Source organism: Pseudomonas campi (assembly GCF_013200955.2).
Taxonomy (GTDB): Bacteria; Pseudomonadota; Gammaproteobacteria; order Pseudomonadales; family Pseudomonadaceae; genus Aquipseudomonas; species Aquipseudomonas campi.
Genome location: NZ_CP053697.2, coordinates 2,860,251 through 2,874,296 on the forward strand (window position 1 = coordinate 2,860,251; position 14,046 = coordinate 2,874,296).

At 62.1% G+C, this 14,046-nt stretch carries 11 protein-coding genes; all 11 read right to left on the reverse strand.

Features of this window, described 5'->3' with window-relative positions; all coding sequences use genetic code 11:
• Window positions 1–147: 147 nt before the first annotated feature.
• The 11 genes from HNE05_RS13305 to gyrA all read right to left on the reverse strand — a co-directional run bounded on the left by HNE05_RS13305 (window position 148) and on the right by gyrA (window position 14,016).
• Entirely contained in the window at window positions 148–1,155 is a 1,008-nt protein-coding gene (locus HNE05_RS13305) for an MraY family glycosyltransferase (protein ID WP_173208094.1), read from the reverse strand.
• Window positions 1,152–2,117 (reverse strand): UDP-glucose 4-epimerase family protein, encoded by a 966-nt coding sequence (locus tag HNE05_RS13310; protein ID WP_173208097.1) that lies wholly within the window; start codon window positions 2,115–2,117, stop codon window positions 1,152–1,154. Before HNE05_RS13310 ends, HNE05_RS13305 begins: the two co-directional genes overlap by 4 nt.
• A gap of 128 nt (window positions 2,118–2,245) precedes the next feature.
• Complete coding sequence (locus HNE05_RS13315; RefSeq protein WP_173208100.1) at window positions 2,246–2,536, reverse strand: lipopolysaccharide assembly protein LapA domain-containing protein; 291 nt, start codon at window positions 2,534–2,536, stop codon at window positions 2,246–2,248.
• Between the two features lie 24 nt (window positions 2,537–2,560).
• Complete coding sequence (gene ihfB, locus HNE05_RS13320) at window positions 2,561–2,845, reverse strand: integration host factor subunit beta (RefSeq protein WP_173208103.1); 285 nt, start codon at window positions 2,843–2,845, stop codon at window positions 2,561–2,563.
• A gap of 259 nt (window positions 2,846–3,104) precedes the next feature.
• Complete coding sequence (rpsA, locus tag HNE05_RS13325; protein WP_173208106.1) at window positions 3,105–4,790, reverse strand: 30S ribosomal protein S1; 1,686 nt, start codon at window positions 4,788–4,790, stop codon at window positions 3,105–3,107.
• Between the two features lie 142 nt (window positions 4,791–4,932).
• On the reverse strand, window positions 4,933–5,598 hold the full coding sequence (cmk, locus tag HNE05_RS13330) for a (d)CMP kinase (protein WP_173208110.1): 666 nt from the start codon (window positions 5,596–5,598) through the stop codon (window positions 4,933–4,935).
• Window positions 5,595–7,826, reverse strand: coding sequence for a bifunctional prephenate dehydrogenase/3-phosphoshikimate 1-carboxyvinyltransferase (locus HNE05_RS13335; RefSeq protein ID WP_173211674.1), 2,232 nt, complete (start codon window positions 7,824–7,826; stop codon window positions 5,595–5,597). The genes cmk and HNE05_RS13335 overlap by 4 nt, the downstream gene beginning before the upstream one ends.
• Before the next feature lie 4 nt (window positions 7,827–7,830).
• Window positions 7,831–8,943 carry a histidinol-phosphate transaminase gene (hisC, locus tag HNE05_RS13340; protein WP_173208114.1) on the reverse strand — a complete coding sequence of 371 codons (1,113 nt, stop codon included), beginning with the start codon at window positions 8,941–8,943 and terminating at the stop codon, window positions 7,831–7,833.
• Between the two features lie 90 nt (window positions 8,944–9,033).
• Window positions 9,034–10,131 carry a prephenate dehydratase gene (gene pheA, locus HNE05_RS13345; protein ID WP_173208117.1) on the reverse strand — a complete coding sequence of 366 codons (1,098 nt, stop codon included), beginning with the start codon at window positions 10,129–10,131 and terminating at the stop codon, window positions 9,034–9,036.
• Window positions 10,131–11,216, reverse strand: coding sequence for a 3-phosphoserine/phosphohydroxythreonine transaminase (gene serC, locus HNE05_RS13350; RefSeq protein WP_173208121.1), 1,086 nt, complete (start codon window positions 11,214–11,216; stop codon window positions 10,131–10,133). The genes pheA and serC overlap by 1 nt, the downstream gene beginning before the upstream one ends.
• A gap of 7 nt (window positions 11,217–11,223) precedes the next feature.
• Complete coding sequence (gyrA, locus tag HNE05_RS13355; RefSeq protein WP_173208124.1) at window positions 11,224–14,016, reverse strand: DNA gyrase subunit A; 2,793 nt, start codon at window positions 14,014–14,016, stop codon at window positions 11,224–11,226.
• Between the last annotated feature and the right edge of the window lie 30 nt (window positions 14,017–14,046).

Consider the following 14,046-nt stretch of genomic DNA (forward strand, 5'->3'; position numbering starts at 1 on the left):
GTGGCGTGGCACATCCAGCCACGCATTCAAGCTAGTTGCTGCCAGCGCCCCGTCAAATCATGACCTCAGCATTTTGTGCACCGCCGCACATGAGCCCAATCGACACGCGCCACTTCCAAGCTCTGGTTACTCAACGCCCGCATAGACTTAGTCTGCAATCCCCGCCTTGAACCGCACTGCCAGCCCAACCAGCGGGACATACGCCAGCAAGATGCCAACCAGCCCCTCACCACCCAGCGCCACCCAGCTGGCAATGGGCAGCAGCCAGAATAGATTGATGAGCGCAATCGCCACGGTCACCGGCAAGTGGCGACCGTAATGACGAGAGGCCACCTGATAAGCATGACTGCGGTGCGCCTGGTAGACCTTTTCACCGCGACAAAGACGACGCCCCAAGGTCAGCGTGGCATCGACGATGAAGACGCCCAGCAGGATCAGCCAAGCCCAGAGCAAACGCGGCTCGACCCAGGCAGCCTGCAGCGACAGCAACCCCAGGATCAGGCCCAAATAGCCACTCCCCGCATCACCCATGAAAATACGCGCGGGCGGGAAGTTCCAGAACAGGAACCCCGCACTCGCCGCAGCAAGCAACGCCGGCAGAAGCATGGCATCGAGATGCCCCGACAAGGCGTACAGCAGCGCACCCGCCAGACCGACAGTGACCGCCTCAACGCCGGCGATACCATCTATGCCATCCATGAAATTGTACAAATTGAGCATCCAGACCAGATAGAACACCGCCAGCGCAGCACCCAGCCAACCCAGATTGATCCTGGCCCCGAAAATCTCCAGGTCCGGTGCCCCGCCCAACCAGACAACCCCCCAGATTGCCGCGGCAAAATGCGCAACCAGACGCCAACGCGCAGCAAGCGGGCGGTGGTCGTCGATGAAACCGACAAGGGCAACCAGGCCACCCGCGCCCCACAGCGCCCACAGATGCTGAGCGGTCAGGCCTTCCCACAGGAATAATCCAGGCAAAGCCAGGCTGACGCCCAAGACAATGGCCAAGCCACCGCCGCGCGGAGTCGGCAAGGTATGCGAACTGCGCTGATTAGGGATATCCAGGACATTACGCAGCAAGGCATAACGACGCAGCAGCCAGGTCATCAGCAGAGACGCCAGAAACACCAGCAGCAGGAAACCTAACTCCATCATCGCGCCTCCTGCCCGAGGAAATCCGCGGCAGTCTGGCGCAAGACCTGATCACTGGAAAACGGCGGAGACCAACCCAGGAGCTGTCGATTCTTGCCAATATCGACACTCAACGAACCACACAGACGCTGCCCCACGCTGCGCCGCCCCAGCAATACAGCGCCAGCCTGCAACCAGCCTTGTGGCACCGGCAGCAGACGCGCAGGTCGCTGCAGAGCGGACGCCAGCTTGCGCAGCAACTCGGTGGTAGAAAGCGACTCACCATCACTGACCAGGAAAACCTGGTTGGTCGCCGCCGGGTGATCAAGGCAGCACACCAGCAAGTCCACCAGGTTCGGCAAACCAACCAGGCTGCGCCGGTTATGGATCGCCCCCAGCGGTAGCGGCAGGCCCTTGCTTAACCAGCGCATCATGCTGAGGAAATTGGCCTTTACCCCCGGCCCATACACCAGAGGCGGACGAATAATCACCACCTCCATAGCCCCCCCTGCAGCCAACTGCAGCAGAGCCTGTTCCGCTTCAAACTTGGAAACGGCATAAGGATCGGTGGGCGCAGGGCAATCATCTGCCGTGAAATTGGAACCCGGCACAGTCTGCTCGCCATTGACCTTGATCGTGCTGAGGAAAATAAACCGCTTCACCCCCGCCTGAGCCGCGGCCTGTGCCAACTTGAGAGTGCCTTGCAAATTGACCCGGCGAAAATCCGCCAGCGGGTCATCACTGCGCTCCTGCATCACATGCACACGGGCTGCACAGTGCACAACCACGGCGATGCCCTGCAGCGCTGCCGGATCGATAGCGTCCGTCGCCAAATCACCCAGTATCAACCGATCAACATTGGTCGCAGCTGGCAGGCTGCCTGCATCACGCAAGCCCGCTACCACCCGCACCCCTGGAACAGCTTGCAGGCGCTCGCTCAGGGCACGCCCAACAAAACCAGTGGCTCCGGTCACCAAAATGCGCATGTGCAAATAGCCCCATCAGGCAACAAATAAACAAGTCGGGAGAAAACCATAACGCGGGCTGCAGCGGTAGCTACGGGAATCAGGCCAGGAAGGCGCCCGCCATAGGCAAAGCCGCCCCAGATTATCCCTTATGGAGCGGATTGGACTTCACGCCCCTTGCGCAACGAGAGCAACTCTCGTTGCTGACGTGCAATACGCGCACGCAAGCGGCCAAGCAGCCAGAGGTTAAGCAGAAGGGAAAACACCGCACCCACGATAAAAGCCAGTGACATCAGCACCGAAACCGGCAACTCGGGGGTCAACCAACCCAGGAATACCAGGTGACTTGCCTGACGGTTCTCCAGGATAAACACCAGCACCGCCAGACCCACCAGCAGCAATCCCAGAATCAGCAAGAAACGCTTGAAGCCAGTTAGCATGCTCAGACTTCCCGTAGGAGAAGATCACTCATCTTCGTTGACCCGATCACGCAGTTCCTTACCCGGTTTAAAGTGCGGCACGAACTTGCCATCCAGGCGTACCGACTCACCGGTTTTCGGGTTGCGACCAACACGCGGCGCGCGATAGTGCAGGGAAAAGCTGCCAAATCCACGGATCTCAATGCGATCCCCGGTGGCCAACGCCTGCGACATCTGCTCCAGCATGGTCTTGATCGCCAGCTCGACATCCTTGGAGGACAGCAACCCCTGGTGGGTGACAATGCGATCGATCAACTCCGACTTGGTCATGGTTTTCCCTTCTTTTTCAAGCGGCTAGATCACTAGATAGGAAGGTTTTAGCATGCTGGTCAGCTTTTGAACAGCCTATAAAACAAGGTGTTAGCGCAAAATCGTGACTCACCGGCAGGATTCAGTGCGCACCACATAAGCAGGCAAGACGAGCAATCCATCGCCATGGCCCCAAGCGCACCGCCGCGCGCAGCCAGCGATAAAACCACAGGCACAAAAAAGGGCGACCGAAGTCGCCCTTTTTCTGATCAACCTGAACTTAGTTCTGGTTCATCTGCGCGCGGATCAGATCACCAATGGTGGTCGGACCGGTGCTTTCCACTTCTTGCTTGGTACGCAGCTCTTTCATCGCGTCTTTTTCGTCTTCGACGTCTTTGGACTTGATGGACAGGCTGATTACGCGGCTCTTGCGGTCGATGCTGATGATCTTGGCTTCGACTTCGTCGCCTTCTTTCAGCACGTTACGGGCGTCTTCAACGCGGTCACGGCTGATTTCGGAGGCTTTCAGGGTCGCTTCGATATCGTTGCCCAGATCGATGATGGCGCCTTTGGCGTCAACTTCTTTCACGGTACCACGAACGATGGTGCCCTTCTCGTTGATCGAGGCGTAGTTGGAGAACGGATCGTCTTCCAGCTGCTTGATGCCCAGGGAGATGCGCTCGCGCTCCGGATCAACCGAGAGGATGACAGTTTCCAGCTCGTCGCCCTTCTTGAAACGGCGTACGGCTTCTTCGCCCACTTCGTTCCAGGAGATGTCGGACAGGTGAACCAGACCGTCGATGCCGCCGTCCAGACCAATGAAGATACCGAAATCGGTGATCGACTTGATGGTGCCGGAGATCTTGTCGCCCTTGTTGAACTGGCCAGAGAAGTCTTCCCATGGGTTCGACTTGCACTGCTTGATGCCCAGGGAGATACGACGACGCTCTTCGTCGATGTCGAGAACCTGAACTTCCACTTCGTCGCCGACGTTAACGACTTTGGACGGGTGGATGTTCTTGTTGGTCCAATCCATCTCGGACACGTGCACCAGGCCTTCAACGCCTTCTTCCAGCTCAGCGAAGCAGCCGTAGTCGGTCAGGTTGGTGACCTTGGCGGTAACACGGGTACCCTCTGGGTAACGCGCCTTGATGGCAACCCATGGGTCTTCGCCCAGTTGCTTCAGGCCCAGGGAGACGCGGTTGCGCTCGCGATCGTACTTGAGGATCTTGACGTCGATCTCGTCGCCAACGTTGACGATCTCAGACGGGTGCTTGATACGCTTCCAGGCCATGTCGGTGATGTGCAGCAGACCATCGACGCCGCCCAGGTCAACGAACGCACCGTAGTCGGTGAGGTTCTTGACGATACCTTTGACCTGCTGGCCTTCCTGCAGGGATTCCAGCAGAGCTTCGCGCTCGGCACTGTTTTCCGCTTCCAGGACGCTGCGACGGGAAACGACAACGTTGTTGCGCTTCTGGTCCAGCTTGATGACCTTGAACTCGAGCTCTTTGCCTTCCAGGTGGGTGGTATCACGCACCGGACGGACATCGACCAGGGAGCCCGGCAGGAACGCACGGATGCCGTTAACGTCGACAGTGAAGCCGCCTTTAACCTTACCGTTGATAACGCCCTTGACCACTTCTTCAGCGGCGAAAGCTGCTTCCAGAACGATCCAGCACTCGGCACGCTTGGCTTTTTCGCGGGACAGCTTGGTTTCACCAAAGCCATCTTCAACCGCGTCCAGCGCTACGTGTACTTCATCACCGACGTTGATGGCCAGTTCGCCAGCATCGTTGTAGAACTGCTCAAGCGGGATCAGGCCTTCGGATTTCAGACCAGCGTGGACAGTTACCCAGCCAGCTTGATAGTCGATATCGACGATGATCGCGGTGATGATCGCGCCAGCCTGAAGATTGAGGGTCTTTAGGCTTTCTTCAAATAGTTCTGCAAAGCTTTCGCTCATGTTGATTCCTGTTGATCAAGGACAGGGGATCTGCCCAAACCACACTCCAGACAATGTGGGTACGTGATGTAAAAAGAGGCTTGCAGGACGTTGACTGGTCTCCTGCATGCCTCCTTGTCGACCGCGAAAGTGCGGTCTTTTACTACCCGGCGAGATCGCGGCTGGCGACCTCGCTGAGAATCCTTTCCATGACTTGTTCGATGGACAGCTCGGTGGAATCCAGCTGGATGGCATCGGGTGCCGGCTTCAGCGGAGCCACTGCGCGCTGCATATCGCGCTCATCGCGCGCACGAATCTCGTCTAGGAGACTCGGCAGGCTAACACCTTCAACCTTGCCTTTCAACTGCAGATAGCGGCGACGGGCGCGCTCCTCGGCACTGGCGGTCAGGTAGACCTTCAACGGCGCCTCGGGAAACACCACCGTACCCATGTCGCGACCATCGGCCACCAGGCCCGGCGCTTCACGGAAAGCGCGCTGACGCTGCAGTAGGGCTTCGCGCACCGCCGGCAGGGAGGCGACCATGGAAGCACCGGCGCCGACCTGTTCGTTGCGGATATCGTCGGTGACTTCGTCGCCTTCGAGAATGATGCGCTTGTCGATGAACTGTACGTCCAGATGGGCGGCCAGGGTTTTCAGCGCCTCCTCGTTGGTCAGGTCGATGCCGTGATTGCCCGCGGCGAAGGCCAGCAGGCGATACAGAGCGCCGGAGTCCAGCAGGTTCCAGCCCAGCTTGGCGGCCAGCAGGCCGGCAATGGTGCCTTTGCCGGAGCCGCTCGGCCCGTCGATGGTGATGACGACAGCGGTCATGCCTGCTTCTCCTCGGCGACGCGGATACCGGTCTGGGCAGCCAGGCCGAGGAAGTTGGGGAAGGACGTGGCGACGTTGGCGCAGTCGTGGATACGGATCGGCGCCGTGGCACGCAGCGAGGCGACGCTGAAGGACATGGCGATACGGTGGTCGCCATGGCTCCACACCTCGCCACCACCGATCGGACCACCCTCGATGATGATGCCGTCCGGGGTCGGCTCAGCCTTGACGCCCAGAGCGATCAGGCCGTCGGCCATGACCTGGATACGGTCGGATTCCTTGACCCGCAGCTCTTCGGCGCCGCGCAGCACGGTACGCCCTTCGGCGCAGGCGGCGGCAACGAACAGCACCGGGAACTCGTCGATGGCCAGCGGCACCAGGTCTTCCGGGATATCGATGCCCTTGAGCTTGGCCGCGCGCACACGGATATCGGCAACCGGCTCGCCACCCACTTCGCGCTGGTTTTCCAGGGTCAGGTCGGCGCCCATCAGCTTGAGGATATCGATCACCCCGGTGCGGGTCGGGTTGATGCCGACGTGCTCCAGCACCAGTTCGGAACCTTCGGCGATGCTCGCCGCCACCAGGAAGAAGGCCGCGGAGGAGATATCTGCCGGCACTTCGATATGGGTGGCGCTGAGCTTGTGGCCGGACTCGACGGTAGCGATATTGCCGTCAACCGCCACTGGATAGCCGAAGCCGCGCAGCATGCGCTCGGTGTGATCGCGGGTCGGCGCCGGTTCGGTCACCGCGGTCTCGCCAGCGGCATACAGGCCGGCCAGCAACAGGCAGGACTTGACCTGGGCGCTGGCCATCGGCATTTCGTAGCTCATGCCGGTCAGGCGCTGGCCGCCTTTGATGTGCATCGGCGGACGGCCTTCGGCAGCCGTCTCGATCACTGCACCCATCTCGCGCAGCGGCTTGGCCACGCGGTTCATCGGGCGCTTGGACAGCGAAGCGTCGCCGGTCAACACGGTATCGAAGGGCTGTGCGGCCAGCAGGCCGGAGAGCAGGCGCATCGAGGTGCCCGAATTGCCCAGGTACAGCGGGCCGGGTGGCGGCTTGAGGCCATGCAGGCCGACGCCATGCACGGTCACCTTGCCATGGTGCGGGCCTTCGATGACCACGCCCATGTCGCGGAATGCCTGCAGGGTCGCCAGGGCGTCCTCACCTTCGAGGAAACCTTCCACTTCGGTGGTGCCTTCGGCCAGCGAGCCGAGCATGATCGAGCGGTGCGAGATGGACTTGTCGCCCGGTACGCGGATGCGGCCGGAGAGAGAGCCACCGGGATTGGCGAGGTAGATCAGGTCGTTCGAGTGCATGGCGTCCACATAGGCCCTGCGGGCCAGGATTTTGCTGAAATGCTCGCGGGCAAAGCGGGCGCGGGTGAACACGCCCAACAACTGATGCCCGTCCCCTGCGTCGACCGCGCCGCGCAAGGCGTCGAGGTCGTCGCGAAATGCGTCCAGCGTGCGCAGCACCGCCTCGCGATTGGCGAGGAAGATGTCGTGCCACATCACCGGATCACTGCCGGCAATCCGCGTGAAATCGCGGAATCCGCCAGCGGCGTAACGGAAAATCTCCAGGTTCTCGCTGCGCTTGGCCAGCGAGTCGACCAGGGTAAAGGCCAGCAGGTGCGGCAGATGGCTGGTAGCAGCCAGCACCTGGTCGTGGTGCTCCACGTCCATATGCTCGACATCCGCGCCCAGCTCGCGCCACAGCCCGTCGACCAGGGCCAGCGCAGCAGCATCGGTCGACTCCTGCGGCGTCAAAATCACCTTGTGACGGCGGAACAGCTGGGCATTCGAGGCTTCCACCCCGCTCTGCTCGGAGCCAGCAATCGGATGGCCCGGAACAAAGCGCGGGTTGTCACCAACAAAGGCCAGGCGCGCCGCGCGCACCACATTGCCCTTGGCGCTGCCGACATCGGTGAGCACTGCATCGCCCAGATCGAGCTTGGCCAGCTGCGCCAGCAGCTTCTCCATGGCCAGGATAGGCACCGCCAGCTGGATCACCGCAGCCCCCTGACAGGCGGCCGCCAACTCGGTTTCGCAGCGATCGACCACGCCCAGTTCGACCGCCAGGCGGCGCGATTCGGCATCCAGGTCGACCCCAACCACCTCGGTGAACAGGCCTTTCTCGCGAATGCCCTTGGCAAAGGAGCCGCCAATCAGGCCCAGGCCGACCACCACCAGGCGGCCGAGCTTGGCGGATGCAGATGACACCGACATGACATCAGCCACGCGCGAGCACCTGGCCCAGTACGTCGAGGAAACGGGCGTTTTCCGCCTGAGTACCGATGGACACGCGCAGGAAGGTCGGCATGCCGTAGCCGCCCACCGGACGCACGATCACGCCCTCTTGCAACAGCGCCTGATTGATGGGCGCCGCATCGCGGGCGAAGTCGACGGCGATGAAATTGCCCTTGGAGGGAATCCAGCTCAGCCCCAGCGCAGCGAAACCCGCTTCCAGCTGAGCCATGCCGGCATCGTTGCCCCGGCGACTCTCGGCCAGGTAGTCGGCGTCATCCAGGGCCGCGCAGGCAGCACTGAGGGCCAGGCTGTTGACGTTGAACGGCTGGCGCACGCGGTTCAGCACATCGGCGACCTGCGGCGAGGACAGCGCATAACCGACCCGCAGCGAGGCCAGGCCATAGGCCTTGGAGAAGGTGCGCGAGACGATCAGATTGGGGTAACGCGCCAGATAGTCGAGACCATCCGGCAGTTCGTCGCCCTCGGCGTATTCGATGTAGGCCTCGTCCAGCACCACCAGCACGTCCTGCGGCACGCGGCCGAGGAATGATTCCAGCGCATCCGGACCGAACCATGTGCCGGTCGGGTTGTTCGGATTGGCGATGAACACCACGCGGGTGTTGCCGTCGATGGCCGCCAGCATGGCTTGCAGATCGTGACCATGGGCCTGGGCCGGCACCGCCTTGCCCTGGGCACCGACCGCCTGGGTGGCGATCGGGTAGACGGCGAAGGCGTACTGACTGAACACCGCATTCAGCCCCGGCGCCAGCCAGGCGCGAGCGACCAGATCGAGAATGTCATTGGAGCCGTTACCGAGGGTCACCTGGGCCACACTCACGCCACAGCGCGCCGCCAGCCTGGACTTCAGCTCGAAACCGTTGCCGTCGGGGTAGCGGGTCAGCTCGGCCAGTTCGGTGCGAATAGCCTCCAGCGCCTTCGGCGACGGGCCCAGCGGGTTCTCGTTACTGGCCAGCTTGACGATGCCGGCCGGATCGAGGTTCAGCTCACGGGCCAGTTCGTCGACCGGTTTACCCGGCACGTAGGGCGAAAGCTTCTGCACGCCCGGTACGGCGCGGGCGAGGAAATCGCAACTCATAAAAAAGCCTCAAGCTTTTAGCCTCAAGCAGCAAGTCGAGCCAAGCGCGGTGCTGCTTGAGGCTTACGACGTGCGGCTTGCCGCTGTTTTTTAAAGTACCGCTTTCGGGTAGGAACCCAGCACCTTGAGCGCCACGGCTTCCTGATTGATCTTTTCCAACACGTCCTTGATCAGCGGGTCCTGGTGGTGACCGACGAAGTCGATGAAGAACACGTAGGTCCACTTGCCACTACGCGACGGGCGGGTCTCGATGCGGGTCAGGTCGATGCCGTTGTTGTGGAACGGCACCAGCAGCTCGTGCAGTGTGCCCGGCTTGTTGCGCATGGAAACGATCACAGAGGTCTTGTCGTCGCCGGTCGGCGGCACTTCCTGGCTGCCAATGATGAGGAAGCGCGTGGAGTTGTCCGGGCGATCCTCGATCTTCTCGGCCAGCTTGCTCAGGCCATACAGGCTCGCCGCCATGTCGCCGGCGATAGCCGCCGAGTTCCACTCGCTCTTCACCCGCTTGGCCGCTTCGGCGTTGCTGGAAACCGCCACGCGCTCGACATTCGGGTAGTGCGCGTCCAGCCACTTGCGGCACTGGGCCAGGGACTGGGCGTGGGAGTAGATGCGGGTAATCTTGTCGGTCTTAGTGGTTTCACCGACCAGCAGGTGGTGGTGGATACGCAACTCCACCTCACCGCAGATGACCATGTCGTGCTCGAGGAAGCTGTCGAGGGTGTGGTTGACCGCACCCTCGGTGGAGTTTTCCACCGGCACCACGCCGAAGTTGACCGCACCGGCAGCCACTTCGCGGAACACTTCGTCGATCGCCGCCATCGGCTGGCTGATCACCGCGTGACCGAAGTGCTTGAGCGCCGCGGCCTGGGAGAAAGTGCCTTCCGGACCGAGGTAGGCGATCTTCAGCGGCTGCTCGAGGGCCAGGCAGGAGGACATGATTTCGCGGAACAGCCGCGCCACTTCCTCGTTGTCCAGCGGCCCCTTGTTCAGCTCCATGATGTGCTTGAGCACCCAGGCTTCACGCTCGGGGCGGTAGAACACCGGCGCTTCGCCGGCAGGCAGCGAGAGCATCTTCACCCGCGCCACTTCCTGGGCACAGCGCGCGCGGTCGCTGATCAGCTCGAGAATCTTCTCATCGAGGCTGTCGATGCGCACGCGCAGCGCCTTGAGCTGATCAACGTCACTCATCAGGCGTGCTCCTTCTCGAACTCCGCCATGTAGGCCACCAGGGCCTCGACGGCGTCCAGGCCGGTAGCGTTATAGATGGAGGCACGCATGCCGCCCACCGAACGGTGACCTTTCAGGTTGAGCAGACCACGGGCGTCAGCGCCGACCAGGAAGGCCTTGTCCAGTTTCTCGTCGGCCAGGCGGAACGGCACGTTCATCCAGGAACGGGCATTCTTGGCGATCGGGTTGCTGTAGAAGTCGCTGGCGTCGATGGCCTTGTACAGCAGGTCCTTCTTGGCCTTGTTGCGCTGCTCCATCGCCGCCACGCCGCCCTGCTCCTTGAGCCACTCGAAGACCAAGCCCGAGAGGTACCAGGAATAGGTGGCCGGGGTGTTGTACATGGAGCCGTTATCGGCGGCGACCTTGTAGTTGAGCATGGTCGGGCAGACGCTGCGGGCACGGCCGAGCAGGTCTTCGCGGACGATGGTCACCACCAGGCCGGACGGGCCGATGTTCTTCTGCGCGCCAGCGTAGATCAGGCCGAACTTGGACACGTCGATCTCGCGGGAGAGGATGTCCGAAGACATATCCACCACCAGGGGGGTATCGCCCACTTCCGGCACCCAGTCGAACTGCAGACCACCGATGGTCTCGTTGCTGGCGTAGTGCAGGTAGGCGGCGTCTTTCGACAGTTGCCACTCGTTCTGCCCGGGAATGGCGAAGTAGTCGTAGGCCTTGGCGCTGGCGGCGACATTGACGTTACCGTAGCGACTGGCCTCCTCGATGCTCTTCTTCGACCAGATACCGGTGTCGATGTAGTCGGCGACGCCATCTTCCGGCAGCAGGTTGAGGGCGATCTCGGCGAACTGCTGGCTGGCACCCCCCTGGAGGAACAGCACCTTGTAGTCCGACGGAATGGCCAGCAGGTCACGCAGGTCCTGCTCGGCCTTCTCGGCAATGGCCACATACTCGTCGCTGCGATGGCTCATCTCCATCACGGAGACGCCCAGACCGTTCCAGTCGAGCATCTCGGCCTGGGCACGTTGCAATACAGCGGTTGGCAGCGCGGCCGGGCCGGCGCAGAAGTTATGGGCTCGCTTGCTCACGTCACTCTCACTCTTCGTCGCTTGGGGCATCTACCGAGGTCTCGCCCTCGTCCGCCGCTTCCACTGATTCGGCATCGGCGCCTTCGGCAAGCACGTCGCCGTCCAGCTCTTCGCCTTCGATCTCGTCGTCATCCACGCCGGATGGCTCCTGCACGCGTTCCAGACCAACCAGGGTCTCGTCGGTAGCCAGCTTGATCAGGATCACGCCCTGGGTGTTACGACCCAGGCAGCGCAGTTCGTCGACGCGGGTGCGCACCAGGGTGCCCTGGTCGGAAATCATCATGATCTCCTCGCCGTTCTGCACCTGGATGGCACCGATCAGGTTGCCGTTGCGCTCGTTGATGACCATGGCGATCACGCCCTGACCACCACGCCCGCGGCGCGGGAACTCGGCCATCTCGGTGCGCTTGCCGTAACCACGCGCCGAGGCGGTAAGGATCTGCGCGCCGGCTTCCGGGATCAGCATGGAGATGATGCGCTGGCCTTCCGGCAGGCGCATGCCACGCACGCCGCGGGCGGTACGGCCCATGGTGCGCACCTTGCTTTCCTTGAAGCGGATGACCTTGCCGCCATCGGAGAACATCATCACTTCACGCGCACCGTCGGTCACGGCAGCGGCGATCAGGGTGTCGCCCTCTTCCAGACGCAGGGCGATCAGGCCGGAACTGCGCGGCTTGCTGAACTGCACCAGCGGGGTTTTCTTCACGGTACCGTTGGCGGTCGCCATGAACACGTAGGTACCGGTCGGCTCGTCGGCGCTGTCGTCATCGGCATCTTCGTCGTCGCCGACTTCTTCGATGACTTCTTCCGCCTCGACCAGCACGCCTTCGATCACGTCGTCGCCGTCTTCACCTTCCGGTGCTTGCTGGCGTACGGCTTCCAGATCGACCTGGAGCATCGCGGTGATGCGCTCGCCCTCATCCAGCGGCAGCAGGTTGACCAGCGGACGACCACGCGCGGTACGCGAGGCTTCCGGGATCTCGAAGGTGCGCAGCCAGTAGACCTTGCCCTTGCTGGAGAACAGCAGCAGGGTGGCGTGGCTGTTGGCGACCAGCAGGTGTTCGATGTAATCCTCGTCCTTCACCCCGGTGGCCGACTTGCCTTTGCCGCCGCGACGCTGAGCCTGGTAGGCATGCAGCGGCTGGGACTTGGCGTAGCCGCCGTGGGAGATGGTCACCACGCGCTCTTCTTCGGTGATCAGGTCGGCGATGGTCAGGTCGGTCTGCGAGGCCATGATCTCGGTGCGACGGGCGTCGCCGAACTCGGCTTTGACCTTCTCCAGCTCCTCGCGGATGACTTCCATCAGACGCGTGGCACTGTTCAAGATGCGGATCAGCTCGCCGATCTGGGTGAGGATCTCCTGGTATTCGGCCAGCAGCTTCTCATGCTCCAGACCCGTCAGGCGGTGCAGGCGCAGCTCGAGGATGGCCTGGGCCTGCTCGGGCGACAGGTAGTACTTGCCTTCACGCAGACCGTATTGCGGATCGAGATCGTCCGGACGGCAGGAGTCGGCACCGGCGCGCTCGACCATGGCCTCCACGGCACTGGATTCCCAGGCGGCGGCGATCAGGCGCTCCTTGGCGTCGGCCGGGGTCGGCGAGGTCTTGATCAGTTCGATCACCGGGTCGATGTTGGACAGGGCTACCGCCTGGCCTTCAAGGATGTGACCACGCTCGCGCGCCTTGCGCAGTTCGTAGACGGTCCGGCGGGTCACCACTTCGCGGCGGTGACGGATGAACACTTCGAGCATGTCCTTGAGGTTCATCGTGCGCGGCCGGCCATCGACCAGGGCCACCACGTTGATACCAAAGACGCTCTGCATCTGGGTCTGGGCGTAGAGGTTGTTGAGGATCACCTCCGGCACTTCACCCCGACGCAGCTCGATGACCACGCGCATGCCGTCCTTGTCGGACTCGTCGCGCAGTTCGGTGATGCCTTCGAGCTTCTTCTCTTTGACCAGCTCGGCGATCTTCTCGATCAACCGTGCCTTGTTCAGCTGGTACGGCAGCTCGGTGACGATGATCTGCTGGCGGCCACCGACCTTGTCGATGTCCTCGATCTCGGCACGGGCACGCATATAAATGCGGCCACGGCCGGTACGGTAGGCCTCGATGATGCCGGCGCGACCGTTGATGATGCCCGCGGTGGGGAAGTCCGGACCGGGGATGTACTGCATCAGCTCGTCGACGGTGAGCTCGCCGTTGTCCATCAGCGCCAGGCAACCGTCGATCACTTCGGAGAGGTTGTGCGGCGGGATGTTGGTCGCCATGCCCACGGCGATACCCGACGAGCCGTTGACCAGCAGGTTGGGGATCTTGGTCGGCATGACCGCCGGAATCTGCTCGGTGCCGTCGTAGTTGGGCACCCAGTCGACGGTTTCCTTGTCCAGGTCCGCCAGCAGCTCATGGGCCAGCTTGGCCATGCGCACTTCGGTGTAACGCATGGCCGCGGCGTTGTCGCCGTCCACCGAACCGAAGTTGCCCTGGCCATCGACCAGCATGTAGCGCAGCGAGAACGGCTGGGCCATGCGCACGATGGTGTCGTACACCGCCGTGTCACCGTGGGGGTGGTACTTACCGATGACGTCACCGACCACACGGGCAGATTTCTTGTACGCCTTGTTCCAGTCGTTACCCAGCTCGCTCATTGCGAACAGCACGCGACGGTGCACGGGCTTCAAGCCATCACGCGCATCCGGCAGGGCGCGACCGACGATTACGCTCATCGCGTAGTCGAGGTAGGACTGTTTCAGCTCGTCTTCGATATTGACCGGGAGGATTTCTTTGGCCAGTTCGCCCATGAGAAGCCTGGTTCCTTTTTCTGGTGAAAC